At 33.0% G+C, this 25,834-nt stretch carries 21 protein-coding genes; 17 read left to right on the forward strand and 4 right to left on the reverse strand.

The window, feature by feature from the left end:
* Positions 1 to 75: 75 nt before the first annotated feature.
* Together B5E58_RS05975 and B5E58_RS05980 are read right to left on the reverse strand one after the other, a co-directional pair.
* Entirely contained in the window at positions 76 to 342 is a 267-nt protein-coding gene (locus tag B5E58_RS05975) for a helix-turn-helix transcriptional regulator (RefSeq protein ID WP_088108781.1), read from the reverse strand.
* Between the two features lie 123 nt (positions 343 to 465).
* Positions 466 to 1,542 carry an ABC transporter substrate-binding protein gene (locus B5E58_RS05980; protein WP_088108782.1) on the reverse strand — a complete coding sequence of 359 codons (1,077 nt, stop codon included), beginning with the start codon at positions 1,540 to 1,542 and terminating at the stop codon, positions 466 to 468.
* Positions 1,543 to 1,679: 137 nt separating this feature from the next.
* Between B5E58_RS05980 and B5E58_RS05985 the strand changes: the two genes are divergently transcribed.
* From B5E58_RS05985 to B5E58_RS06030, 10 genes are read left to right on the forward strand one after another with little or no spacing between them, the layout of a single operon-like run.
* A complete protein-coding gene (locus B5E58_RS05985) occupies positions 1,680 to 2,711 on the forward strand; it encodes a FecCD family ABC transporter permease (RefSeq protein ID WP_242956613.1) in 1,032 nt (343 codons plus the stop codon).
* Positions 2,708 to 3,490 (forward strand): ABC transporter ATP-binding protein, encoded by a 783-nt coding sequence (locus B5E58_RS05990; protein ID WP_088108783.1) that lies wholly within the window; start codon positions 2,708 to 2,710, stop codon positions 3,488 to 3,490. The genes B5E58_RS05985 and B5E58_RS05990 overlap by 4 nt, the downstream gene beginning before the upstream one ends.
* A gap of 3 nt (positions 3,491 to 3,493) precedes the next feature.
* On the forward strand, positions 3,494 to 4,183 hold the full coding sequence (yqeC, locus tag B5E58_RS05995; RefSeq protein WP_088108784.1) for a selenium cofactor biosynthesis protein YqeC: 690 nt from the start codon (positions 3,494 to 3,496) through the stop codon (positions 4,181 to 4,183).
* Between the two features lies 1 nt (position 4,184).
* Entirely contained in the window at positions 4,185 to 4,985 is an 801-nt protein-coding gene (gene yqeB / locus B5E58_RS06000; protein WP_088108785.1) for a selenium-dependent molybdenum cofactor biosynthesis protein YqeB, read from the forward strand.
* Positions 4,975 to 5,925: an XdhC family protein gene (locus B5E58_RS06005; protein ID WP_088108786.1), complete on the forward strand. Its 951-nt coding sequence runs from the start codon at positions 4,975 to 4,977 to the stop codon at positions 5,923 to 5,925. Before yqeB ends, B5E58_RS06005 begins: the two co-directional genes overlap by 11 nt.
* A 2-nt stretch (positions 5,926 to 5,927) precedes the next feature.
* Positions 5,928 to 6,968, forward strand: coding sequence for a selenide, water dikinase SelD (gene selD, locus B5E58_RS06010; RefSeq protein WP_088108787.1), 1,041 nt, complete (start codon positions 5,928 to 5,930; stop codon positions 6,966 to 6,968).
* Positions 6,969 to 6,971: 3 nt separating this feature from the next.
* A complete protein-coding gene (locus tag B5E58_RS06015; protein ID WP_088108788.1) occupies positions 6,972 to 8,102 on the forward strand; it encodes an aminotransferase class V-fold PLP-dependent enzyme in 1,131 nt (376 codons plus the stop codon).
* 15 nt (positions 8,103 to 8,117) lie between these two features.
* The gene (gene yedE, locus B5E58_RS06020; protein WP_088108789.1) at positions 8,118 to 9,173 is read left to right on the forward strand and encodes a YedE family putative selenium transporter; all 1,056 of its coding nucleotides are present in this window, start codon (positions 8,118 to 8,120) and stop codon (positions 9,171 to 9,173) included.
* Positions 9,173 to 9,382: a sulfurtransferase TusA family protein gene (locus tag B5E58_RS06025; RefSeq protein WP_088108790.1), complete on the forward strand. Its 210-nt coding sequence runs from the start codon at positions 9,173 to 9,175 to the stop codon at positions 9,380 to 9,382. The genes yedE and B5E58_RS06025 overlap by 1 nt, the downstream gene beginning before the upstream one ends.
* Positions 9,383 to 9,395: 13 nt before the next feature.
* Positions 9,396 to 9,632, forward strand: coding sequence for a DUF3343 domain-containing protein (locus tag B5E58_RS06030; RefSeq protein WP_088108791.1), 237 nt, complete (start codon positions 9,396 to 9,398; stop codon positions 9,630 to 9,632).
* A gap of 50 nt (positions 9,633 to 9,682) precedes the next feature.
* Here B5E58_RS06030 and B5E58_RS06035 read toward each other — a convergent pair whose 3' ends face one another.
* On the reverse strand, positions 9,683 to 11,239 hold the full coding sequence (locus tag B5E58_RS06035) for a BCCT family transporter (protein WP_088108792.1): 1,557 nt from the start codon (positions 11,237 to 11,239) through the stop codon (positions 9,683 to 9,685).
* A 491-nt stretch (positions 11,240 to 11,730) separates the two neighbouring features.
* Here B5E58_RS06035 and B5E58_RS06040 point away from each other — a divergent pair, with 491 nt between their 5' ends.
* From B5E58_RS06040 to B5E58_RS06070, 7 genes are all read left to right on the forward strand, one after another.
* The gene (locus B5E58_RS06040) at positions 11,731 to 12,513 is read left to right on the forward strand and encodes an SDR family NAD(P)-dependent oxidoreductase (RefSeq protein ID WP_088108793.1); all 783 of its coding nucleotides are present in this window, start codon (positions 11,731 to 11,733) and stop codon (positions 12,511 to 12,513) included.
* Between the two features lie 37 nt (positions 12,514 to 12,550).
* Positions 12,551 to 13,810 carry an MFS transporter gene (locus B5E58_RS06045; RefSeq protein WP_088108794.1) on the forward strand — a complete coding sequence of 420 codons (1,260 nt, stop codon included), beginning with the start codon at positions 12,551 to 12,553 and terminating at the stop codon, positions 13,808 to 13,810.
* Positions 13,811 to 13,825: 15 nt separating this feature from the next.
* Complete coding sequence (locus tag B5E58_RS06050) at positions 13,826 to 15,259, forward strand: FGGY-family carbohydrate kinase (protein ID WP_088108795.1); 1,434 nt, start codon at positions 13,826 to 13,828, stop codon at positions 15,257 to 15,259.
* A 51-nt stretch (positions 15,260 to 15,310) separates the two neighbouring features.
* A complete protein-coding gene (locus B5E58_RS06055; protein ID WP_088108796.1) occupies positions 15,311 to 16,756 on the forward strand; it encodes an FAD-binding oxidoreductase in 1,446 nt (481 codons plus the stop codon).
* Positions 16,756 to 17,553: an electron transfer flavoprotein subunit beta/FixA family protein gene (locus tag B5E58_RS06060; RefSeq protein WP_088108797.1), complete on the forward strand. Its 798-nt coding sequence runs from the start codon at positions 16,756 to 16,758 to the stop codon at positions 17,551 to 17,553. The genes B5E58_RS06055 and B5E58_RS06060 overlap by 1 nt, the downstream gene beginning before the upstream one ends.
* Positions 17,550 to 18,491, forward strand: a complete 942-nt coding sequence (locus B5E58_RS06065; protein ID WP_088108798.1) for an FAD-binding protein — start codon at positions 17,550 to 17,552, stop codon at positions 18,489 to 18,491. Before B5E58_RS06060 ends, B5E58_RS06065 begins: the two co-directional genes overlap by 4 nt.
* Positions 18,492 to 18,588: 97 nt before the next feature.
* Complete coding sequence (locus B5E58_RS06070) at positions 18,589 to 19,158, forward strand: glycerol-3-phosphate responsive antiterminator (protein WP_088108799.1); 570 nt, start codon at positions 18,589 to 18,591, stop codon at positions 19,156 to 19,158.
* A 45-nt stretch (positions 19,159 to 19,203) separates the two neighbouring features.
* On the opposite strand, the gene B5E58_RS06075 is transcribed toward B5E58_RS06070, so the two are convergent.
* Positions 19,204 to 25,635 (reverse strand): S-layer homology domain-containing protein, encoded by a 6,432-nt coding sequence (locus B5E58_RS06075; protein ID WP_088108800.1) that lies wholly within the window; start codon positions 25,633 to 25,635, stop codon positions 19,204 to 19,206.
* Positions 25,636 to 25,834 lie beyond the last annotated feature (199 nt).

Here is a 25,834-nt window from a genome sequence, read left to right on the forward strand (position 1 = left end):
CTCCTTTGATTTTATACACATAAGTAACTTTAATATGTTTGTATTATAATACTAATTTAGTTTTAATACATTAAACTAAAAGTTCAAATTTTTAAAAAAAATAACAGTATCCTCTGCTACAAGGATACTGTCTATTGGTGTATCTAAAAGTCTACTAAGTGCAAAAAAATTGTCAATACTAGGTAGTGTTTTTCCCCACTGCCATTTATATATTGCTTGTGGCTCACTAAATCCGAAAAAGTCCTGAAGGTCTTTTACTGAGAAGCCCTTTTCTATTCTCAGACGCTTTATATTTTCGCCTGTTGCCTTAAGATTAATCTGTACAAAACCGTATGTTTTCATTGATATACCTCCGTTTTACACTGAAATAATACAATATTTTGGCAAGTGTTTGGGACTGATAGTATTTCTATTTTAATATATTGTAAATAATAAATCAATAAACTTACGGTTTAAAAAATTAATTTATACATTGAAAAGATTTTCAACCTGTTCATCAGTAAGTTCCATATGATAGAAAAGATTGTAAAATTCTTTTATTGTATCATTACTTATACTTTCTGAAGTTTCAGGATAAAGTATTCCTTTTACCCATTCAATTCCTATTATACGGTTAGGTCCCATTGGACGGTCTACCCATGCAAAAGGAGATTTTGGAATGTTATAAACTTTATTGTTTTTAACAGCTTGAAGATTTGCATATATAGGATTTGAACAAATATCTTCCACAGCCTGAGAACCTGTAAAAGATTTTTTAGGTTCGCCATTTACAAATATATATTCAGGGTCCCAACTTAAAAGCTGTTCTGATGAAATCTGTACTCTTGAACCACTTTCAATTTCAACTTTAGCTACATTATCAGCTTTGAGTATTTCAAAAACTTCTGCTGACACAGAACCTTCCGGAGCTGTCTCAAGAGAGTTTTCGCCATTTCCGTAATAAATAGTAGGCGGATTTTCAACAGATATTTCCAAAGCATTTTTAATTACATCTTCACAATATTTTGCTAAAGTTTCACATTTTTCTTCTTCTCCTAAAATATCACCTAATAAACGATAAGTTTCAGGCGTATCCTTCAATGCATTACTTAATATAATAACAGGTATACCTAATTGTTCTGATAATTTATCAGCCTTTTCAATATCAGCTGTTTTTGTACTTCCCATTTGTATACATACTTCTGGTGCATCTTTTATTATAGCTTCGAGATTTACACTGTCACCCATACCATAAACAGTGAGGTTTTGATATTCAGGAAGTATATATTCTTTTTCATATTCATTAAACTCATAATTCCAACCTAAAAGTTTGTCAGGATTTACTGTGTATAAAGTTATTGAACCTACTGGGTCTGTACAGTAAGCCTTATTAATTTCACTTTTAATTTCAACACTGCGTCCTGCCATATCTGTTATAGTTACAGTTTCTGATTGTACACTTTCATTCTGTGTATTTTCTGAATTTGTTTTGCTTTCCTGTGCACAGCCAAAAACAGAAAATGCAAAAACAACTGCTGTGACTAACACTGCAAATTTTTTCATAATATTCCTCTCCTTATTGGTTTAATAAACTTGAATTTAATTTTAAAAAGCGTTATACTTTTTCAAGGATAAAGATAGCACAATATTATTTTTGTGTCAATAAATGGATTTGTAGAATTTAAAAAGGAGAATTTTTATTGAATTTTAAACCTAAAAACTGTATTGCTTACAGTGAAACTAATAAAAGATTTTCGATAGTATTTACTATTATGATTTTAATATCTGTTTTTGTTATTATTTCATCTTTTACAGTGGGTTATTATAAAATACCTGTAAAAGATATAATACCTGTAATTTTTAAAGGTGATACTAATTCTAACAGTTATAATATTATTATGAATATAAGATTACCAAGAATTATTGCTGCTTTTTCAATAGGAAGTGCATTGGCTGTTTCAGGAAGTGCCTATCAGGGTATGTTTAAAAATCCACTTGTTTCTCCTGATATATTAGGAGTTTCTTCTGGAGCCGGACTTGGAGCATCTTTAGCCATAACAATGGATTTACCTTACTTTTATGTTCAGATTACAGCTTTTATTTTTGGTATTGTATCTGTTTTATTATGCTATTTTACAGCCCATAGAGTTCAGTTTGGTCAAACGATAAGTCTTATACTTGCAGGTATGATGATACAGGCTTTAGCGAATGCCTTTACAACACTTTTAAAATATGTTGCAGACCCTAATAATACTCTAGCTGAAATAACATTTTGGCTTATGGGAAGTCTTACAAAGGTTGATAGAGAAAGTCTTTTATTTTCAATAGTACCTATGATAATAGGCTTTATTATACTTTTTTCAATGAGATATAGATTGAATGTTTTGACTTTGGGAGATGATGAAGCTAAAAGTATGGGAATTAACCCTAAAAAAACAAGAATTATAGCTGTTGCAGGGGCAACACTTTTGAGTGCCTCAGCCGTGTGTCTTGGAGGACTTATAGGTTTTGTTGGTCTTATGGTTCCTCATGTTGCAAGACATTTTGTAGGACCTCAATATAAAAGACTTTTGCCTGTGACTTTTTTAATGGGAGGTTGTTTTCTTTTGATTATGGATAATATAGCCCGTTCGGCTCTTACTATGGAAATACCTTTGGGAGTTATAATAGCTTTTATAGGAGCACCTTTCTTTTTATATCTTATAGCAGTACAGGGGGCTGGAAAACAATGATACTTGATGTTAAAAATCTTTCAAGCGGATATACAAAAAAACTTTCTATTAGAGATGTGTCTTTTAAATTTGAAAGTGGAAATGTTCTCTGTGTTTTAGGTCATAACGGCAGTGGTAAATCAACTCTTTTTAAAACACTTTTAGGATTTATACCTAAAGAGAGTGGAGGAGTTTATATAGATGGTGAAGATATATCTCTTTGGAATAGTAAAAAAACGGCGGAATATTTCTCATATATACCACAAAATCATAATCCTGTTTTTGGTTATAGTGTTGTTGATGTCGTTGTAATGGGTAGAGCTGGAAAATTGGGATTTATGTCATCACCGGGAAAAAGAGATTTTGAAAAAGCTGAAAATGCTCTTAAAAGAGTTGGAATATCATATTTAAAAAATAGAAGATATACAGAACTTTCTGGAGGAGAGCGAAAACTTGTACTTATAGCAAGAGCCTTGTGTCAGGAAGCTAAATATATGATTATGGATGAGCCTACTTCTGATTTGGATTTTGTGAAATCTCAACTTATATATGACATAATAAGAAGTCTTGCTGATGAAGGCTATGGAATAATACTTTCAACCCATGCACCGGATTATCCTTTTTCTGATAATGATAGTCTTCTTATATTAAAAAAAGGTAGAACTGTGGATTTTGGAAAGGCTAAAAATGTTTTTACAGCCAAAAATCTTGAAAAGGCTTATGATATGCCTATGGAGATACTTGAAACTAAAGACAGTAAAGGTAATAAAAAGCGTATGTGTGTTGTTGTAAGAGGTTAGTATATGAAACTTTATGAGACTATAAATATTAAAAAGGGTGTTACTGCTTTTATAGGTGGTGGAGGTAAAACATCTATTATAGATAAAATATGTCATGAGTTGTATTTAGAAGGAAAAAGTGTAGTTTTTACAACAACAACACATATTTTTCCACCTGATGAAAAGTTTTATGGAAAACCTATTATAAATCCTTCTGAAAAATATATTGAAGAAATATCAAAACAAAGAATTTGTGTAGTTGGGAAAAGTATTGATGATAAAGGCAAACTTACAGGAGTAAATGAAAATATATTAAAATATTTGGAAAAATATTTTGATTATGTTTTAGTTGAGGCTGACGGTAGCAAGAGAATGCCTTTAAAATTTTGGTCAGACCATGAACCTGTCATACCACAAAATTGTAATAATGTTGTGGCTGTTTTAGGTCTTTCTGCTGTTGGTAAAAAGGTTTGTGATTGCTGTTTTAGATATGAGTTAAAAAATATTGATGGTGATTTAGTCGTTACACCAGAATTTATATATGATTATATTTTAAAAGATATTTTGAAATATACTAAATCTACATTGATTTTAAATCAATCAGACAAAAATTATGATTGTTCTTTGAAAATAGCGGATAATGTTAAAGAAAAAGGATTTGAAAATATAGTTATATCGTCTTTGATTGAAAATAATTGGGAAAGGAGAATTTAAAATGATTGTAGTTATAAGAGGGGCAGGGGATATTGCCACAGGAATTGCTTGGAGACTTTGGCAATCTCATTTTGATGTTATTATGACAGACCTTGAAAGACCAACAGCCATAAGAAGAACTGTTGCTTTTTCAACAGCAATAGATGAGGGAGAAATGGTTGTTGAAGGTGTTAAGGCTGTAAAATGTAGTAATGTCAATGATATAATGGCAGCTTTAAAAGATAGAAATGTGGCTGTAATAGCTGACCCTGATTTGAATATATTAAATGATATAAAATGTCATGTTCTTGTTGATGCTGTTCTTGCAAAACGTAACTTAGGTACAAAAATTACTGATGCACCTGTTGTTATAGGTGTTGGACCGGGATTTACAGCAGGAAAAGACTGTCATTTTGTTATAGAGACAAAGAGAGGTCACAATCTTGGTGTTGTTATTGATAAGGGAGAGCCAGCGAAAAACTCAGGTGTTCCAGGAAATATAGGTGGATATACAAAAGAAAGAATTATACGTTCTAACTGTAAAGGTGTATTTAAACCCTTAAGAAAAATAGGTGATATTGTCAAAAAAGATGATGTTGTTGCAGAGGTTTCAGGAAATCCATTGAAAGCTGAAATTGACGGAATGATTAGAGGTATGCTTTTTGAGGGTATCGAAGTTACAGAAGGCTTTAAATGTGGAGATATTGACCCAAGAGGAGAAAGTGCCCAGTTTACAACTATTTCAGATAAAGCTCGTGCAGTAGGTGGAGGAGTTCTTGAAGCAGTTATGAGAAAATACGGAGGATTATTAAATGAGCGCTAAGACAGTTTGGAATGAGGCTGTAAAAATACTTAAAAATGGAAATGAGACAGCCATTTTTAGAAATATTACAAAAAATAAAATTGAGATAACAGAAGTTTTAGAAGATAAAGGTTGTAAATTATATAAATCTGAAAATGATGATTGTTGTTATCAACCGCTTTGTACAAAGCCATGTTTAGTTGTTTGTGGTGGAGGTCATGTGGCATATTATACTGCGAAAATAGGAAATATGATTGATTTTGATGTTACTGTAATTGATGACAGAAAGTATTTTGCTAATAAAGAAAGATTTCCTTTTGCCAATGTAATATGTGATACTTTTGAAAATGCCCTTAAAAAAGTTCCAAGGGGAACAAACACTTATTTTGTAATAGCTACAAGAGGTCATGCCCATGACTCAATATGTCTTGAAAGTGCATTAAAAGGTGAATTTGGATATGTTGGAATGATAGGAAGCCGTTCAAAAATAGCCTATGTTATGGATAATATGAGAAAAGCGGGAGTTAGTGAAGAAAAAATAAAAATGGTTCATTCTCCTATCGGTCTTTCAATAGGCGGAGTTACACCAGCAGAAATTGCTGTTTCAATAGGTGCAGAACTTGTCCAAGTTAGAAGTAGCAAAAATCAGGGGGTTTTTGTTGGTGATGATGTTATAGAAAGTATAATTTCAGGCAAGGCAAAAGCTGTTGCAACAATACTTTCACAGAAAGGAAGCAGTCCAAGGGGAGCAGGAGCTGTTATGACTGTAAACTATGACGGCACAATAAGCGGAACTGTTGGCGGTGGAGATGCAGAAAGCAAGACAATAGAGGAAGGCAAAAATATTTTAAAGGGTGAAAGTAAAATAATAGATTATGACATGAGTCCAAAGACAGCCAGTGAATTGGGAATGGTCTGTGGTGGTCATGTTAAAATACTTGTAGAGTCATTGGAGGAATGAATATGAGTTCACAAATAAAAATGACAAAACTTGCAAAGTGTGCAGGTTGTGGTGCTAAAGTTGGAGCGGGGACACTTTCTCAACTTTTAGGTGGATTGCCTGTTCATAGAGATGAAAATTTAATTGTGGGTTATGACACAAACGATGACGCTTGTGTTTATAAAGTTTCTGATGATTTGGCTATTGTTCAAACTCTTGATTTTTTTCCTCCTATTGTTGATGACCCTTATACTTTTGGTAAAATAGCGGCGGCTAATGCTTTAAGTGATATTTTTGCTATGGGAGCAGAAGCTAAACTTGCTATGAATATACTTTGTGTATCTACAAAAATGGAAAGAGAAGATGTTCATGAACTTTTAAGGGGTGGATATGAGAAAGTATATGAGGCTGGAGCTGTAATTTCGGGAGGTCATACTATACAGGGAGAAGAACCTAAATATGGTCTTTCTGTTACAGGATTTGCCCATCCTGAAAAATTTTTAAAAAACAGCAGTGCAAAAGAGGGAGATGTTTTAATACTTACAAAACCTTTAGGTATAGGAATTATAACAACAGCTGCAAAGGCTGATATGGCAGAAAAAGAAGCCTATAAACAAGCTATTGAAAATATGTGTACACTAAATAAAACTGCAAGAGATATTATGATGAATTTCAATGTAAATAGTTGTACAGATGTTACAGGTTTTGGACTTTTAGGTCATTGTTGTGAAATGGCGGAAGGTAGCGGAAAAACAATAGAAATATTCTCAAACTCTGTTCCTAGACTTGAAGGAGTTCATGAACTGGCAGAAATGGGAATATTGCCTGAAGGTATGTACAGAAACAGAGAGTTTGCCGAAAATCGTGTTTATAATAAAGTGGGAATAGACCTTGCAACAGAGGACATTTTTTATGACCCTCAAACATCAGGAGGACTTCTCATATCTGTACCAGAAAGAGAAAGTAGTAAACTTTTATCTATGTTAAAAGACAATGTCCCTTGTGCTGAGATTGTTGGACAAGTTTTAAAAAGACAGGAATATGATGTAATTCTTGGGAGGTAAACCATGAAAAGAATTTATATGGATAATGGTGCTACAAGTTTTCCTAAAGCTCCCAATGTGGCAGAAGCTGTTTATAAATATATGACAGAAAACGGTTGTAATGTAAATCGCTCCAGCTATGAGAATGCAGGGGAGGCAGAGGATATTTTGCTTGATACAAGATATCTTTTGTGTCATCTTTTTGATTTTGACAAGCCTTCAAATGTTGTTTTTACATCAGGAATTACAGAAAGTCTTAATTGTGTAATAAAAGGTCTTTTAAAAAAAGGTGACCACTGTATAGTTTCAGGCTTTGAACATAATGCAGTTATGCGTCCATTAAATAGTATTGGAGTAGAGTGGTCAGTGGCTGAAATTTCAAAAAATGGACATTTTGAAAATATTGAAAGTCTATTTAGGGAAAATACACGTCTTGTTGTTATGACACATAGCTCAAATGTTTTTGGAAATGTATTACCCCTTGAGGAAGTAGGGGAAATATGTAAAAAGAAAAATATTCCTTTTGTAATTGATACAGCTCAAACAGCAGGTCATATAAATGTAAGTTTTAAAAATCTTAACTGTGATGTACTGTGTTTTGCAGGACATAAAGGTCTTTTAGCTCCTCAAGGTATAGGCGGAATGATTATGACTGATGAAATGGCAAAAAAAATTCCTCCAATTATTGAAGGGGGAACAGGAAGTGTATCTCATACAATAGAAACACCATTTTTTATGCCTGATAAATTTGAAGCTGGAACTATGAATATACCAGCAATTTATGGTCTTAATGCTGCTTTAAAATATATTATTGATACTAAAGTTGAAAATATAGAAAAAACAGAAAATATTTTAAGAGAAAGATTTTTAAAGGGTATTTCAAATATAAAGGGATTACATATTGTAGATTGTGAAAATACAAAACATACACCTGTTGTGTCTTTGGTTTTTGATAATATTGATATGGCGGAAGTTTCTTATATTTTGGAAAAAGACTTTTTAATAGAAACAAGGTGCGGATTACACTGTGCACCTATTGCCCATAAAACTATGGGAACATATCCACAGGGAACTGTTAGGTTTTCTTTTGGATATTTTACAACAAATGATGAAATAGATGCTGTTATTACAGCTCTAAATAAAATTATAATATAAAATACGGGGGTTAATATGAAAGAATACGGAAAAATTATAATTACAGGGGCGGTTGTTGGAATTATTGCTGTAATTCTTACTGTTATGGGAAATCCGGGCAATATGGGATTTTGTATAGCTTGTTTCTTGAGAGATATGGCAGGCTCTGTTAAACTTCACACAGCTCCTATTGTACAGTACTTTAGACCTGAAATAGTTGGTCTTGTTGTGGGAGCATTTGGTGCATCTATTGCATTTAAAGAGTTTAAACCTAGTGGTGGCTCATCTCCTATCACAAGATTTATATTAGGATTTATTGTTATGGTTGGAGCACTTATGTTTTTAGGCTGTCCCCTCAGAATGATGCTTCGTATTGGTGGAGGTGACCTTAACGCTATTATAGGTCTTGTTGGTTTTGTTGTGGGAATACTTTTTGGAATATTTGTGCTCAACAAAGGTTTCTCATTAAAGAGAGCATATACTCTTGAAAAGCCTGAGGGTGTTGCATTTACTGGAATTATGGTGTTTATGTTTATATTGTTTATTATGGTTCCATCACTTTTTGTGTTTAGTGAAAGTGGACCGGGTTCAATGAGAGCACCTGTTTTAATTGCACTTATTGCAGGACTTATTGTAGGTATACTTGCTCAGAGAACACGTCTCTGTATGGTAGGTGGTATTCGTGACGCTGTTATGTTTCAGGATTTTTATTTAATAAGTGGATTTATAGCTATTGCTGTTTTTGCTTTTATAGGAAATGCAGTTGCAGGAAAACTTATGATAGGCTTTGCAGGTCAGCCTGTTGCCCATACAGATGGACTTTGGAACTTTTTAGGAATGGCTCTTGCTGGTTGGGCTAGTATACTTTTAGGTGGTTGTCCTCTGCGTCAGCTTATACTTGCTGGCTCAGGCAATAGTGATTCTGCTGTATCTGTATTAGGTATGATTGTAGGTGCAGCTTTTTGTCATAACTTTGGTCTTGCATCATCAACAGATGGACCAAGTGCCAATGGTCAGATGGCTGTAATAATAGGATTTATTGTTGTTGTAATTATAAGTGTATTGAATATAAAGAGAAGGGGAAATGAATAATGGATAATTTAATTGACGCAAGAGGTCTTGCTTGCCCTGAGCCTGTTATAATGGTTCAGCAGGCTGTTAAAAAATCAAATGATTTTCAGATAATAGTTGATAATAATATTGCTGTACAAAATATAACACGTTTTTGCAATAATAAAGGCTTTTCAATAACAAAAAAAGATGAAAATGGAGAGTTTATACTCCATATAACAAAGAAATGAGGATTTTTATTTTATGGAGTATATAGCTACTTTTTTTACTCATTTTGGTGCAAATCAGTTTTGTAGAACTCTTAAAAAAATTAATATAAAGTATCGCATGATGCCTGTTCCGAGAAAACTTTCATCAAGTTGTGGAACTTGTGTGAGATTTTTCTCTGATGATATAGAGTTTTCTAAAAACAGTGATGATATTGAAGGATTATATAAAATTGAAAATGATGATTATATAGCTGTTTTTATAAATGAATAGCAAAGAAAAGAAGCGACTTTTTAAAAGTCGCTTCTTTTCTTTTGCGCAGGTTATTTATCAAATTTTTGAGTCTTGTCATATTTTTTAACGTTTGATGCAATTACAAATACTGTAATTGTACCACCTATAAGTATGAATATATTTGGAAGTCCCCCTAAATTGGAAACCATTTTTATTCCGTCTATGCCGGCTATTGTAAGCATTATATATGAGAGTACAGCAAATATAAGTCCCCACATAACTTTTAATAATACAGGAGCTTCCTGTTCTTCTGGAGATATACCTGTTGTTGATAAAGCTGCTATTGAGTTTGTTGTAGAGTCCATAGCTGTTATCATTGAAAGTATAAGTCCGGCAAAGAATATAAATATAATAATTTTAGCAAAAGGAAGTGTGTTAAATATTGCATATATAACAGCTTCAGCACCTTGTGTGTTTAATATGTTTATAAGGTCAATTTGTCCTGAAAGCTGATAATGTATTGCTATATTTGAAAATACACCACACCATATTATATTGAATATAACAGGTATAAGGAAATTTATTTTTATAAGGTCCTTGATTTTATAGCCTACACCAAGTCTTGCAAGGAAACAGGCTGATATAGGTGCCCAACTTCCCCAACTTCCCGCATAAAATACAGTCCAGTTTTTTGCCCAAGGGTCGTTGGCATAAGCACCTGTGGTGAGGAGTTTTTGTGGAATGTGTGAAAGAGTTCCACCTGTTGCTTCAAGGGTGCCGTCTATCATAAATACGGAAGGACCTAATATAAACAGTACTATAAGAAGTATAAAATATATAACTACATTTATGTTTGAAAGAAGTTTAATTCCTTTATGTATTCCTGAAACTGATGATATTATAAAACAAGTTGTTGTAACAGCTATTATTATAAACCATGCTTTTGATTGGCTCTGTATTCCTGTAAGTTCTTTTAATGCACCACCCATATTTAAAGTACCTGTGCATATTACACCTAAAATTCCAAGTCCCATAGCAAATAATAAAACTGTATCAAGAATTTGAGTAAATTTTCCTGAGTCTGTTATATTTATATTAAGTTTATCTGTAATAATACTAAGCTGTGAAGCAACAGAAAAAGGCTTTTTCATATTAAAAAATGCAAAAGCAAAAGCTATTACAGGAAGTGTATACAATGAATAAGGATGTATTGACCAGTGAAGAACCATTGTCTCCATGGCAAATTTTGCAGCCTCTGCTGAGTTAGGCTCTATACCCACAGGAGGTGCTGACATATGATATATTGGTTCAACAATTCCCCAAAAAAGAGCGCCAGCAGCCATAGCTGTGCAGAGTGTTATTGTTGCCCAGTTTCCCTTTGACAATATTGGTTTTGCATCTTTTCCTCCAAGTATTACATCACCAAGAGGAGAAAAATAGGCAACACCTATGGCTATAAGACATATAAAACTTGTAAAGCTGTATGTCCAACCTAGATTTTTAAGTACCCAGCTGTTTGCAGCACTTGCCATGTTGTAAAATCCTTCTTTGTCTATTATGCTGTAAATGAGAGAACCTATTAAAAGTATAAATGCTGGATAAAAAGCAACTTTTCTTATGCGGTTTTTTTGAGGTGTTTTTTTCATTGTATTTCATCCCTTTCTTACAAAAAATATAAAAACACGACAAAAAGACGCACAAATCACCTTATGATTTGTGCGTCTTTCTTCTCTGCATCTAACGCTTATAGTATATATATCAAATAATTAGTATTGTGTCAATAAAAAATTAAAAAAATATATCAAAAAAATTTAATTAGCCTTAAAAATTACTATATAAATGTGAAAAACAAAATGTGATTTATTTAATATGTATACTATATTGTTAGGTTTTTGAAATTTATTTAAAAAAATAAATAAAAACTATTGACAATATAAAATGCCATTGTTATAATTAGCTCAACTTAATATTTAAGCGTCAGATTCAAGGAGAAAGACGAGAGAATATACTTTTTTATAGAATAAGTATGTTTTGTCGTCTTTCTCCTTTTTTTCGCTCTTATTAAGAGATTGGTGTGACGTCACTTTTATAAAAAACACTTTAATAAAAAAATTAAGAGTATATGGAGGTTTTATTTATGCATCAGATTAACGATTTTCATATGGGTTTATTTTCATTAAAGGGTAAGAACGCAGTAGTTACTGGTGGAAACTCTGGACTTGGTCAGGCTTTCTCAACAGCTCTTGCAAAAGGTGGAGCTAATGTTCTTGTTGTAAGTATTGTTGATGACGGCGGAGAAACACAGAAACTTGTTGAAGACTGTGGAGTTCAGTATAGATTTATAAAAGCAGACATCACAGCAGACGGTGAATGTAAAAAGGTTATTGATGAGTGTGTAAATACTTGGGGAAGCATTGATATCCTTGTAAACTGTGCCGGAATGAGTATTAATATTGAGGACGTTACAAAATTTACAAGAAAAGAATGGGACAAAATGGTTTCATTAAATCTTACAGCAGCTTTCGAGATGACACATGAAGCTTGTAAATACATGATTAAACAGAACAGCGGAAAAGTTATAAATATCGGTTCATTATATACATTCTTAGGTGGACAATGGTCACCAGCTTATGCAGCAACAAAACATGGTATTGCAGGTCTTGCAAAAGCTATGTGTGATGAGCTTGCACAGTGGAATATTCAGGTTAATACAATAGCTCCTGGATACTTTGCAACAAAACTTACAGAAAAAACAAGAAGCGACGAAAAACGTAATAAAGAAATTCTTGCACATATTCCTGCTAATAGATGGGGCGACCTTTACGACCTTATGGGTGCTTGTGTATTCCTTGCAAGTGATGCTTCAAATTATGTAAATAGTCATGTCCTTACAGTAGATGGCGGATTTCTTATGAGATAACAGAATTTATATTAATTTATTTGAAAGGGGAAAAGTTATGTCACCTAAGAATAAAAATAACAAGTGGTTGACTTTTACTATTATATGTATGACTTGTGGTGTTATAACAGAACTTCCATACTTAAGATGGGCGTTATATGAACCACTTAGAGAAGCATTAGGACAGAATAATACTCAATTTGGTATGTCAATGAGTCTTTTTGGTACACTTGCTGCTATACTTTATATTCCTGGTGGTTGGTTGGCTGATAGATTTTCTCACAGAAAACTTTTTACAGTTTCATCAATAGGCTGTGGTATTTTGGGACTTTGGCTTTCAACAATGCCTTCATTTGCAGCAACAATGGTTATCCATGCTCTCTGGGCTGTAACAAACATAGGTATGTTTTGGCCTACAATGACAAAAGCTGTATCACTTCTTGAAGAAAAAGACGGACAGGGAAAAATATTTGGTTTCTTCGAGGGTGCAAGAGGTGTGTTTGTACTTGTAATGTGGCTTGGACTTATGCAGGTGTTTGAAAAAATGGGTGGCATAACAGCTGTTATAATTGCTCTTTCTATATTATCAATTGCCTGTGGTGTAATTTCATTCTTCTTTATGGAAGACAATGTTGGAGAAGGGACATCAAGTAATGAATCAGTAATAAAAGATATGCTTACAGCTATAAAAACTCCTTCTGCTTGGATTGTTGCCCTTGTAATATTTACAATTTATGCTACATATTCATCATCATCATATATGCAGGCTTATGGTCAGAATATACTTGGAATGTCGGCAGTTGCAGCGGGATATGTTGGTATACTTAGAAAAGACGTTATTCGTCTTGTTGGAGCACCTTTAAGCGGCATTATTTCTGATAAAATGGGCGGAAGATGTACACTTCTTATAGGAATATTTGACATACTCTTTATTGCATCACTTATAGTTCTTCTTGTTCTTCCTGTTGGTGCAGAATTTACTGTAATAACAGTAATTGTAATGGTTATAAGCTCATTTGCTATATACGGCATGAGAGGAATGTATTATGCAATTATAGGTGAAATAGGAACACCTAAAAAGATTTATGGTGCAGTTGCGGGATTTGCAATGTTTATAGGTTTCCTTCCTGACGCATTTAATGCTACACTTTGCGGATACTGGCTTGATGCATATCCTGGAGCACAAGGATATAGATTTATATTCATATATATGCTTGCAACAATGGTTGTTTGTCTTGTGCTTGTTGGAATACTCTTAAGATATATAAAGAAAAATAAAGCTAAGATTGAAGCTAACAACAGAGAAATGGCAGAGTAAAGGAGAAAATATAGTATGAAATATGTTATCGGTATAGACGGAGGTACTCAAAGTACCAAAGTCGGAATATATGACCTTGAAGGAAACCTTGTTTGTGAAGAAAAAGTTTTACTTCGTCCTCTCTATGTTCCAGATGCAGACACAGCAGAACACCCTGATGATGACCTTTGGGACTCTCTTATAATAGCCAGTAAAGGTCTTATGGATAAATTTAAAGGGGATAAAAAAGATATTATAGGAATAGGCTTGGGAAGTATAAGATGTTGCCGTACATATCTTAAAAAAGACGGAACTTTAGCATATCCTGTAATAAACTGGATGGATAAAAGACTTGCAAAACCTTTCCAAAATGATATTCCAGATGTTGCATATATATCAACAACAACAGGCTATTTAACAGTTAGAATGACAGGTGAATTTAAAGATACAGCAGCAAATTATGAGGGTATATATGGACCATTTGATAAAAAAGAATGGAAATGGAGCGATAATCCAGAAGACTATAAAGAGTATAACATAACAAGAGATATGCTTTTTGACCTTGTAATGCCGGGAGAAATACTTGGATATGTTACAAAAGAAGCTGCCGAAGCTACACATCTTCCGGAAGGCTGTCCTGTAATAGCAACAGCTAATGACAAAGCGGCAGAAGGTCTTGGAGCAGGAATACGTGATGATGGTTCTTGTCTTGTATCTCTTGGAACATATATAGGCGGTATGGTTAGAGGTAAAGAATACAATGACACAGCTGTTGATTATTGGTCAAATCTTTCAGCTATACCTCATGAATACCTTTATGAGACAAGTGTAGGAATAAGACGTGGAATGTGGAGTGTTTCATGGTTTAAAGAACTTCTTGGAGAGGAACTTGAGAAAAAAGCTGAGTCTTTAGGAATTAGTGTTGAAGAAATACTTGAAAAAGAAGCAAAAGAAGTTGCTCCAGGAAGTGAAGGACTTATAACTTTGGGAGAATTTTTAGCACCAAACAATATGCCTTACAGAAAAGCAATGTTTATAGGTTTTGATGGAAGACATAAGAGAGCACATATGTATCGTTCAATACTTGAAGCAATAGCAATGACTATGAAAATGAGTGTTGATGCTATGTGTAAGGAAATGGGAATGAACCCTACACAGGTTATAGTTTCTGGTGGTGGCTCAAACAGTCCGTTGTTTATGCAGATTTTTGCTGATGTATTTGGCATAAAGAGTGTAAGAAATGTAGTAAATAATGCGGCCGGTCTCGGTGCAGCCATAAATGCAGCAGTAGGTGTTGGGGCATATCCTGATTATGATACTGCTATGGATAAAATGGTAAGAATAAGAGATAGTTTTGAACCTAATCTTGAAAATACAAAGATTTATGACAAAGTTATAAACTATATCTATAAAGACATTAAAAATTATTCAGACCCTGTAAACAAAAAAATATATGAGATTTTTGGATAATTTTAATTTAAGATACTAAAAAATATTTATATAAAGCGGAGGTTTTTAGTTATGAGTTTATCAAGAGAAGAAATAGTTGCTGAATTAGTTAAAATTTGTGGTCCAGACGCAGTTGTAACAGACAAAGAAGTTCTTGAAGAAAGTACATATGACAGATTTAGAAAATATGAGGGATATCACAAAGTATTTGTAAATCCACTTCCAGCAGCAGTTGTATTTGTGGAAAATAAAAAACAAGTTTCAGAAATACTCAGATTTTGTAATGCTAATGGTGTAAATGTAGTTCCAAGAACAGGACATTCTGCAACAGAAGGTGGACTTGAACCTATTGTTGAAAACTCAATTATTCTTGACGGTTCAAAAATGAAAAAAATCATAAATGTTGATACATACAATATGCAGGTAACTTGTGAATGTGGTGTTGTTCTTGAAGACCTTGAAAATCATGTTAGAGAATTAGGATATACAACAGGACATTCCCCACAGTCAAAACCAATCGCTCAGATGGGCGGACTTGTAGCTACAAGAAGTATTGGACAGTTCTCAACACTCTATGGTGGTATTGAAGATATGCTTGCTGGTGTTGAAGCAGTATTTCCAGACGGTACAATATGTAATATAAAAGCAGTTCCAAGACGTTCAGCAGGTCCAGACATTCGTCACGTTGTACTTGGAAATGAAGGTGCTTTATGTTTCATTACAGAAGTAACTGTTAAACTTTTCAAATACTTCCCACAATATCATGTATGTATGGGATATACTCTTGATGACATGATTACAGGTTTAAGAATTATGCATGATGTTATGACAGAAGGATATAGACCATCTGTTGCAAGACTTTATGACGCTGAAGACGGAAAAGAGCATTTCTCACACTTTGCACCTGGAAAATGTGTAATACTTTTTGTTACAGAAGGCCCAGAAAAAATTTCAAAGGCTAACGCTGAAGGTATAAGAGAGATAGTTGCTAAATATAAAGAGTGTACAGAAGTTGACAGCAAACTTATTGAAACATGGTTTGCAAACCTTAACTGGGACGCTGCAAGAATTGAAGAGGAAAGAAAAGAAGTTCTTCAGACAAAGAATGTTTGCTGTACAACAGAAATTTCTGCAAACTGGAGTGCAGTAGAAGAAATCTATAAGATTTGTAAAGAAAAAGTTATAAATGAAATTCCTGATATTACAGTATTTGGAGCACACGCTTCACACTGTTACTCAAACGGTATAAATCTCTACTTTGTATATTGGTACAATGTAGTTGACTGTGCACCAGAAGAAGAAATTTACAAATATCACTTACCAATTAAGAAAATCATATGTGAAGAAACTATCAAAGCAGGCGGTTCAATGTGCCACCACCATGGTGTTGGAAAACACAGAGTACATTGGATTGACAAAGAACACGGTTCAGCACTCTATATGGTTAAAAAGCTTAAAGCAGCATTCGACCCTAACGGCATAATGAACATTGGTACAATATTACCATACAAAAAATAATGAAAATATTAGTCTGTTTTAAAATAACAGCAGACCTAGACCAGCTCTCTCAAAAGGATTATATAGCTGACACCTCTATGAGAATAGATACGTCCTTCGTAAAAAACATGATTAATTGTTTTGACGAGAGTGGTCTGGAATTTGGATTGAGACTTTCCCAAGAGGCGGAAAGTCTCAATCTGTATAATGAAAAAAGTGCATTGACTGTTGGAGGAGATAAAACAGAAATTTATCTTAAAACATTAAATGCACTTAAATATGATAATGCCATTAGAATTGATTGTGATGCTGATATAACTTTTAATCCCAAGTTTACGGGAGAAGCCATAGCTGAATATGTAAATAAAAATAAACAGGATATAATTATAATGGGCTGTCAAGCACCGGAGGGCAATAATTTTTCAACTCCTCAAATAGTCTCAAATATACTTAATATACCTATGGTTGCTAATGTCACTGATTTGCATTTGGTGGGTGAAAATAGTGTGAAGGCGACAGTTGAGTCTGGTGGAAATGTATATGAATATACAGTTAAAACACCAGCAATTTTTGTAATGGGAAATGCAGAGGTTAGTAAACTTCAAGTTCCTACTCTTAAAGATAGAATGTCTTTTGGTAAAAGAGATATAAAATATTTTGAACTAAATAATTGTGAATATGGCGAAAATCAAAGTACACTTGTGTCTTTAGAACCTATAAAGAGAAAGAGAAGTGGAAAAATAGTATCATTACAGGGAAAAGAGGCCGTAAAAGAGCTTTACTGTGAATATTTAAAAGAGAGGCTTGATAATATATGAAAATACTTATTGTTATGCAGGTATATGATGAATTTTCATTATTAGATAATATAAAAAAATATAATAGTATATTAAACTTCTCTTTTATGGAAAATGTTAAGACTGAATGTGCTGTATTTTCTGAATATAATTTTTCAACAAATATATTAGAGAAATATATTCAGAATAAAGTTTATTTTAGGGCGATTGATTGTATAATACCTGAAATAATTAAAAATGACATTGAAAATATACAGAATAAAGAAAATTATGATGGTATTATAATATTGGAAAGCAGTATGTCAAATTATGTAGCTGTGTTATTGGGAGAAAAACTTAAATATAACTATGTGACAAACGTTGTTGACTTTTACAGAAATGAAAATGGTATGTATTTTAAGAGATTTTCATATAACAATAATGTTTACAGCACATTTGAAATAAAAAATAAGCCTTTTATTGTTTCTCTTAAAATGATTAAAAATTCAGCCATAAAAAATAATATAGACATTCCTAATATTATAGAAATAGAAAATAAAAATATACCTGATTTTATTATTGATAAAAATATAATAAAGAGGGCAGATATAAAAGAAAACTCTGACATACTTATTGTGGCGGGAAAAGGTGTTAAAGATAAAAAATCTGTTGAGAAAATAAGACAGTTTGCAATAAGTAAAAAGTTTTTATTTGGAGTTACAAGACCAGTTGCCATGAACGGTTGGGGCAAATTAGGAGAGATAGTTGGAGTTTCAGGAGGAATATATTCACCTAAAATATGTATTACAATAGGTGTTTCAGGTTCAGCTGCCTTTTATGTAGGGATAGAAAACAGTGATTATATAATCTCTGTAAACTCTAATGATAAAGCTCCAATTATAGATATGTCAGATGTTTCAATAATTGATGATTATGAGAATGTAATCGATGATTTATTTAATATTTTTAAAATTTGTTAAAAATTTTATACAGCATTATGTTTTTATAGTATACTGTTATAATATAGAGTAATAAATGGTTAATATAGTATAATGTAAAAAAGGGAGGAGATGCTGTATGAACAAACTTTCAGATGTCATTGAACTTCTTGAGGATAATCCTGTAATATTGGGGATTAAAGAAGATGGGGATATAGCTCTTTCTAAAAGTTGTGATTCAAATGTCGTTTTTGTTCTTTATGGTGATATTTCTGATATAGGAAGAATTGTAAAAGAACTTAAAGACATGGGAAAAACAGTTTTTGTAAATGTTGATATGGTAGATGGTTTTTCAAGTAAAAGCTCTGTAATTAAGTTTATGAAAAATAATACAGAAACAGACGGTATAGTAAGTTCAAAAGCTGCAATGCTTAGAAATGCCAAAGAAGCAGGTTTTTTGACTGTCCATAGATTTTTTATACTTGACTCATCATCTTATAGAAGTATTGGAAAACAACTTGAACTTAGTCAAGCTGATTTTATAAATGTTGCTCCAGGCTGGACAAAGGTTGTTGAATGGACAAAAGAGGAGTATACAAAACCAATAATAGCATCTGGTCTTGTCTGTGATAAAAAAATCGTTATAGATAGTCTTAAAGCGGGAGCTATTGCTATATGTAGTACAAATCATGATGTCTGGGATTTGTAGAAATAAGAAAGCCGTTAATTTTAATTAACGGCTTTCTTTGTGTTTTTATTTAATTATATTCATTTTGTCAATATTTGATAATATTGTAGCTATTTCAGCACGTGTTGCTGTTCCTTTTGGATTAAATGAACCGTCTGGACGACCATTTATAATTCCTAAAGTTTTCATTGCATTTACTGCCTCTGTTGCCCATGAACTTATATCATTATTGTCTGTAAACTCTGTCTGTGCAGTTTCAGGAATTTCAACATTTTTATATTTAAGGTAGTTGTAAACCATAACTGCAAGTTGTTCTCTTGTTATATCTGAGTTTGGTGCAAATTCGTTTTCTGTTATACCATTTACAATGTTATTTTCTTTAGCCCAACCAACATATGGAGCATAGTACATATCTGTTGGAACATCTGTGAAATCTGTTGCTGTTGATACAACATTAGCACTGTCAAATCTTCCTAATACAGTTACAAGCATTGCTCTTGTCATGTTGTTATCAGGTGCAAATTCATTTTCTGTCATACCTGAGAACCATTTATTTGTGTATGCTTTGTTTACTGCTTCATAGTACCAAGAGTCTTTGTTTATATCTGTAAATACTTCATCAGCAGAACCAGAATTTGTTCCTGTTTCTGGTGTATTTTCTTCTGGCTGTGTATCTTCAGGATTTGTCTCCTCAGGTTTTGGCTGAGATGGTTTTGATGAGCTTGAACCGCCTGAACTTCCAGAGCTTGAACTTCCTGAATTGCCATCAACTGTTGTATCAATTGATATTGAACTGTCAACAGTTTCACCGTTTCTCTGTTCAAATGTTTTTGATACAAGAATTGTTTTATCTGTATTTACACTTAAATCAACTGTCTGTGATGATGAAGATTTCATTGAAAGTGTACCAAATGTAAAGTCTTCACCAAAAGATAATGGTTCATTTGAAACTATATAAATTGATATAGTTCCATTAGCTTTATTAAAAATACATTTCTTTAATATAGCCTTTGAAGCTTTTTCACTCCAATTCATTGTAACATCAGATATTTTTGAAGGGTCAGATACTTTAAGCTGTGTCTGTGCAGCTATAAATGAATGACTATCTGTGTTTTTAAGTGTTACAGTTGCTTTCTGTGTACTTTCTTTTTCAAGTATTATATTTGATGAAAGAGTAACAGCCTCTGAGTTTCCTTCAAATATTAAATCTGAGTCTTCTATTATGGAAGGACTTTCAATAGTTTCATTAGTGCTTTCTTCTGTATCTGTTGTAGGAACTTCTGGCATAGGTGTTACTTCAACAACATCAGAAGGAGTTTCTTGTGAATTAGTTTCATCAGAATTTACACCAGAGTCTACATTAGAACCTGTATCAGAATTTTCGTTTTTATTTGTATCACTTTCAGCAGGTTCCTCTGTTGGATTTTCGTTAGTTTCTTCTTCAGCAGGTAATTCATCTGTTATTCCAGCATCTTCGTTATTTTCTACATCTTCATTGTTTTCTGTATCTTCGTTAACAACAGGAGGAAGTTCTTCTTTTTCTTCTTCCTCAACTAAAGGAGGAACTTCTTGTGGTAATTCTGGAACTATTTCATCTGTAACAGTGCTTTCTATTTTTAAAGGAGGAAGACTTTCAGGTACATTTACATAGAGAGTATCACTTACAAGTCTTTGTCCTTCAAGAGTTTCAGCATTGTCAACTCTGTAAAGCTCAGCTTTAACACTTCCTATTGATGATATATCAATTGAGTCATCTATTTTGTAAACCCATGTACCACTTGAAACTTCTCCGATATTTCCGTTTTCTGGCACTTCTGCAAGTATTACAAATTCACCATTTATAATGTTTCCGTTTTCATCTTTAAGAAGAACAACGTTATAAGCTGGGTTTCCTTTGTATGTACCTGTAATTACTGTTGAACCAGTTGTCATAACTTCATCTTCACCATGACCATATTTGAAATCTTCTGAAAGTGTTCCCATTCCAGACTGTAAAAGTTCAACATTATCACCAGTAGGGCCTAAAATGTCAAGCTCTGAGAGAGAAACAGTTGAGTTATTTACAACAAGTTTGATATAAGATGCATCATATATATACATACAAGGGTCATTCTCTTTATTAAAGTATATTGTTTCTGTTTCTTTACCAGAGAATGTTCCTGATTTTGCAAGTTTCCAGTCTTTTTTGTCTGTACTTACATATATACTGTAATCATCTGTTGAAGGTGTCTTTGAAGAATATTTTAAAGCTGTAACCTGTTCTGTATTTCCAAGGTCAAGTATAATTTCAGCTTTTGTGCTAGAAGTTGTACCTGTGTATGTGTTTGAATAATTATCATCAATAACATCTTTTATTGCTGATATTGTTGCATCTTCACAGTATCCAGAGTCGTGTCCTGCTTCTATATGCTGGTCATTATCTGAAACCATATTTGTGTCAGCACTCCAACCATCTTTTCCGATACTTCCGTCATGAGAAACTTTTACAGAACCGGCTTTTGATACAGATGTTGTATTTAAAAGTCTGTCATATCCAACAACTTCATATTCATAAACTCTGTTGTTTTCTGTCTTTATTGTGTCTGTATAGCTTGACTGGTCAGCTGATACAAAAGCTACAACTTTTCCATTTCTTATGATTTCATAGCCAAGCATAGCGTCATCATTAGAGTTTGTATTGTTAAAGTTTATAGTAACCTGTTTACTGTTATCTGTATAATCAATAGATGAAGTTACTTTTGTTCCTTCAATCATGCCACTTCCACCTGAAAGGCGATAGCTTCTTGAATTATCGTCAAGGTACTGTATTTTTTTATCTTCTTTTTCAAATTTATTTGCATAAGATATTGTATCTTGGTTTGGTACAAGTCCCCAAGCCTCAAAGAATGGTAAAAGGTTCTTTTCAGCTGCTGCACAAGCAAGACGCATAAAGTTGTTGTCCATATCACTGTTGAGACTTAAACTGTTAGGAGCAGATTGTGGGTCTCTTGTATAACTGCTCACTCTTGCATAGAAAAGGTTGTCAAACTGGTCTTGGAATGTATCAAATGTTTTGTAGTTATAGTAGTTATCATAGAACATATGTAACTGCCAATACATTGCAAGCTGTGTGAATACATCATCAGATTTTCCTTTTGTGCCTGATGTAACGTGTTTATATACAGCATCATATCCGAAACGAGCTGTTGAGTTTGTATCATCAGACTGAGCAAGCATTGAGAAATAGTTGTTTGTAACTTCTAAATTAACATATTTTGATGAGTTTATAACGTGTCCAATTTCGTGGGCAATTCCCCAACCAGAATACTCACCGGAAATATATTTACCATTTTCGTCAGACTGTATAGGAGTTGTTCTGAATAAATCAGGTACAGAATCATACTCAATTCCTATATGCTGTGTTGCTGCATACATAAATGCACCTGCAAACATTTTGCTGTAACGAATATTAAGTCTCTGAGAAGGATATCTATTAGTTTTTGTTTCATTCTCGTTAAGTCCTCTATGCTGATAGAAAAGGTGTACTTCTTGTTCCATAGCCTCAATAGCTTTAAGAAGCTGTTCAGCTTTATCACCACTGTTAAGACCAGCAAGAACCTGTGTAGCAGGGAATGAGAACATCATATTATCCATTACAATGTCTGTAAAGTTTAATGTACAAAGTTTAGGGTCATATCCATATTCTGAATGATTTTCATTATGTTTTTCTTCAAGAGAAGATACATGGCTTTCAAGTTTTGATACATAATCCTGTACAAGTTTAAGTTTTTCTTCTCTTGTTTCAGCTTTTGTTACATCAAGGACAGGGATATTCTGTTCACTTCCAAGACGGATAGAATACTGTTTTGCATCTTTCTTTCCAGAGTATCCTACATAGAGAGAACCGCCTCTCTCATTTGATGTTGTGGAAGGTGATGTTATTGTTATTTCGTTTCTTCCTGTTTTTAATGTTGTAACTTCGCTGAGCCATTTGTTATGCTCACCGTGAATTTGTGTTGAGTAAAGTTTTAAGTCTGTTACTGTTCCATCAGCAACTCCCGGACTACCTACATAGAGTATTATTTTATCGCCTTCTTCAGCAGAAATTCCAAGAGGCTGAAGATTGCTTAAACTCATTGCAAAATCAAGATGACCATCTCCAGCTGATGTTATTGATGTATCAACATTTATTATTGTTGCTGATAAATTTCCTTCATTGATAAGTGTTTTTGCTGCATCAATATCTTTCTGGAGAGAAACTTTGTCTGGGTGATATTCGCCATTTCTAGAGTCTGGTGTGTTAAGTCTTTCTTCAAGAGCTTCAATATCAGAAAGTTCAACACCTTCTGCCAACTCAATATGCATATTATCAGCAAAAAGAGCATCTATGTCATCTTCTAAGCTGTCATATTCATATACTTTTATTTCTGAAATAGCAACCTTCATGTCAGGATACCATATACCAACATTAAGCTGGAATGTATCTGTTGTTACAGGCTCTGTAAGTTTAACATCATAGTATATATTGCCGTTTTCATCAAGTTTCTTTGTAAGATGTTTTACATCTTTTGTAACCATGTTGCCTTCAGCATTTTTATAGTAAAATTTTACACCGTCATACCATGTTTGGCTAACATGTGGAGCAAATCTTATTGTGTCAAATGTATACTGCTGAGTAAGCTCTATTGTAGAACCTTTAGGGCTAGCATAGTGAGAACCACCATCATAATGGTTAACTAAAGTATATGTTGAAGGGTCATTGTCTACTACCGCATTGTCTCCGCCATATACTGTTACTAATGGGTCAGTTGAGTTTTTAACTGATTTAATATTGTCTGTTAAAACTCCTGGTTCGTCGCCTGTGTTAATAAGTTTATATTTTGGCATTATAGTTGCAACTGAACTTGAAACAGTAGCCTTATTTATTTCAGAAGGATTACTTTCTCCGATTTTGTTTACACCAGTAATATATATATTGTATGTTTTGTTTGGAGAAAGATTTAAAATTTTATAGCTTGTAGAAGTTATGTTTGTTACAACTTTATATTCACTTTCTTCTTCAAGTTTATAGTAAACATTGTAGTAGTCTGTGCTGTCCATTTTCTTCCAGCTTATAGATATGCTTTCAATATCACCTTTAACTGTTACACTTTCTGGAGGAGCTGGAACTTCAGTAGGGTCAAGTGTTATTGTGCGAGGTTCAGAATATTTACTTGTCCAATCTCCGTTTACAGACTGAACCATAACTGTATATGGAATACCTGTTTTAAGTTTTTCATCAAGTCTTGTAACAGTAAGGCTTGTTGAGTCTGTTGAAAATACTTTGCTACTTCCGTTACCACTTACAGACACATTATAGGATGAAACATTAGTCTGTGGAGTCCATTCTACTATAAATGAGTCTTTACCAAGAGCTTCAATACGTGTGATTTCAGGAATATTAAGCTCTGGTTCTGGTATTCTGTTTTCCATACCATTTACAAACTCAACTTTTGCTATATCAACAAGATTATTTCCGCTTGATGCAGTAACTTTGATTGTTACTTTTTTGATTGCAACCTGTTTTCCAATATTTACAACAACTGTTCCATCAGCTTCTATTGTTGCTGTTGCACCACTATTGCTTAAAAGTCTCATTCCCTTTGACTGTACAATTGTAGCTTCATAATGATTTCCTTCTGCATCTTCAACATCAATAGTTCCGCCTGTAATAAGGTTTGATGAGTCTTTTGGTGGCTCAATTACAAAACCATCAGATAATGCATTGTCTGATTTTACTTCAATATCAATCTGAACAGGATTTTCTTCTGTTATTTCACTATTATTTTTTGGTGCAAGAGATACTGTTGATGCAGTGTCAGATGTTATATCTGAAATATTTCCTGTAACATTTGTATTTTCATCTGCTGAAGCTGTAAGAACTTCTGGCATAATTGTTTTTACTGTATCTGTATCAGTGTTTCCACCTTTATTTATAGCTATATATGTTAAGTCTGAAATATCTACTTTACTATCACCATTAAGGTCATATTTAGCTTCAGAAGAACCATTCTCGATAGCTGATATTAAAGTGTCTGAGTCACTTTCGTTTACAGTGCCATCACCGTTTATATCACCGATAGCCATAATACCTTTCTGGTTTTCTGATATTGATGAATTGTAATTCATACGGTTGTTATCAAGTGAAAGTGTTGTTATATATGAGCTATCTATTTTAATCTGTTTTGTATATGTAGCGTAGTTTTCTGATTTTATTGTTAAAGTATATTCTCCCGGTTTAACTTCTTTTTCAACATGAATATTGTTTGATGAAGGAGTAACTGTATCAGTAACTGTATTTTCATTGTTTTTAAGTTCTATTGAAAAATTTTGATTTTTTGTTGGCATTGATAAATTCATATCAAGTACGAATTTTCCGTTTTGTGTATCAATATTGTTTAATTCTGCTGCAAGGGCAGTGAAAGGCTGACTTCCTACAACAAAAGATAAAACAATTGGCATAATTTTATTTTTTTTCATAGTACCCTCCCAAATTTTTAAAAAGTTATATTTTAAATAAAAAATTCTTTTAAATCTATAAAATGTAATTTTGTTGTTATAAATATACCATATAAAAATTTAATTAGCAATATTTTGTAGCGTAAAAAAATCCACATAAAAAGTTATGTTTTTTATACAATTTTGAGTTTTATTCGATATAATGTAATTTTATAACAAT

It is taken from the genome of Tyzzerella sp. An114 (assembly GCF_002161055.1).
Taxonomy (GTDB): Bacteria; Bacillota; Clostridia; order Lachnospirales; family Anaerotignaceae; genus Fimicola; species Fimicola cottocaccae.

Excerpts from the sequence above, each read along its gene's own strand:
- B5E58_RS05975 (WP_088108781.1), bottom strand. The coding sequence starts at position 342 with ATGAAAACATACGGTTTTGTACAGATTAATCTTAAGGCAACAGGCGAA.
- B5E58_RS05980 (WP_088108782.1), bottom strand. The coding sequence starts at position 1,542 with ATGAAAAAATTTGCAGTGTTAGTCACAGCAGTTGTTTTTGCATTTTCT.
- B5E58_RS05990 (WP_088108783.1), top strand. The coding sequence starts at position 2,708 with ATGATACTTGATGTTAAAAATCTTTCAAGCGGATATACAAAAAAACTT.
- yqeC (WP_088108784.1), top strand. The coding sequence starts at position 3,494 with ATGAAACTTTATGAGACTATAAATATTAAAAAGGGTGTTACTGCTTTT.
- yqeB (WP_088108785.1), top strand. The coding sequence starts at position 4,185 with ATGATTGTAGTTATAAGAGGGGCAGGGGATATTGCCACAGGAATTGCT.
- B5E58_RS06005 (WP_088108786.1), top strand. The coding sequence starts at position 4,975 with ATGAGCGCTAAGACAGTTTGGAATGAGGCTGTAAAAATACTTAAAAAT.
- selD (WP_088108787.1), top strand. The coding sequence starts at position 5,928 with ATGAGTTCACAAATAAAAATGACAAAACTTGCAAAGTGTGCAGGTTGT.
- B5E58_RS06015 (WP_088108788.1), top strand. The coding sequence starts at position 6,972 with ATGAAAAGAATTTATATGGATAATGGTGCTACAAGTTTTCCTAAAGCT.
- yedE (WP_088108789.1), top strand. The coding sequence starts at position 8,118 with ATGAAAGAATACGGAAAAATTATAATTACAGGGGCGGTTGTTGGAATT.
- B5E58_RS06025 (WP_088108790.1), top strand. The coding sequence starts at position 9,173 with ATGGATAATTTAATTGACGCAAGAGGTCTTGCTTGCCCTGAGCCTGTT.
- B5E58_RS06030 (WP_088108791.1), top strand. The coding sequence starts at position 9,396 with ATGGAGTATATAGCTACTTTTTTTACTCATTTTGGTGCAAATCAGTTT.
- B5E58_RS06035 (WP_088108792.1), bottom strand. The coding sequence starts at position 11,239 with ATGAAAAAAACACCTCAAAAAAACCGCATAAGAAAAGTTGCTTTTTAT.
- B5E58_RS06040 (WP_088108793.1), top strand. The coding sequence starts at position 11,731 with ATGCATCAGATTAACGATTTTCATATGGGTTTATTTTCATTAAAGGGT.
- B5E58_RS06045 (WP_088108794.1), top strand. The coding sequence starts at position 12,551 with ATGTCACCTAAGAATAAAAATAACAAGTGGTTGACTTTTACTATTATA.
- B5E58_RS06050 (WP_088108795.1), top strand. The coding sequence starts at position 13,826 with ATGAAATATGTTATCGGTATAGACGGAGGTACTCAAAGTACCAAAGTC.
- B5E58_RS06055 (WP_088108796.1), top strand. The coding sequence starts at position 15,311 with ATGAGTTTATCAAGAGAAGAAATAGTTGCTGAATTAGTTAAAATTTGT.
- B5E58_RS06060 (WP_088108797.1), top strand. The coding sequence starts at position 16,756 with ATGAAAATATTAGTCTGTTTTAAAATAACAGCAGACCTAGACCAGCTC.
- B5E58_RS06065 (WP_088108798.1), top strand. The coding sequence starts at position 17,550 with ATGAAAATACTTATTGTTATGCAGGTATATGATGAATTTTCATTATTA.
- B5E58_RS06070 (WP_088108799.1), top strand. The coding sequence starts at position 18,589 with ATGAACAAACTTTCAGATGTCATTGAACTTCTTGAGGATAATCCTGTA.
- B5E58_RS06075 (WP_088108800.1), bottom strand. The coding sequence starts at position 25,635 with ATGAAAAAAAATAAAATTATGCCAATTGTTTTATCTTTTGTTGTAGGA.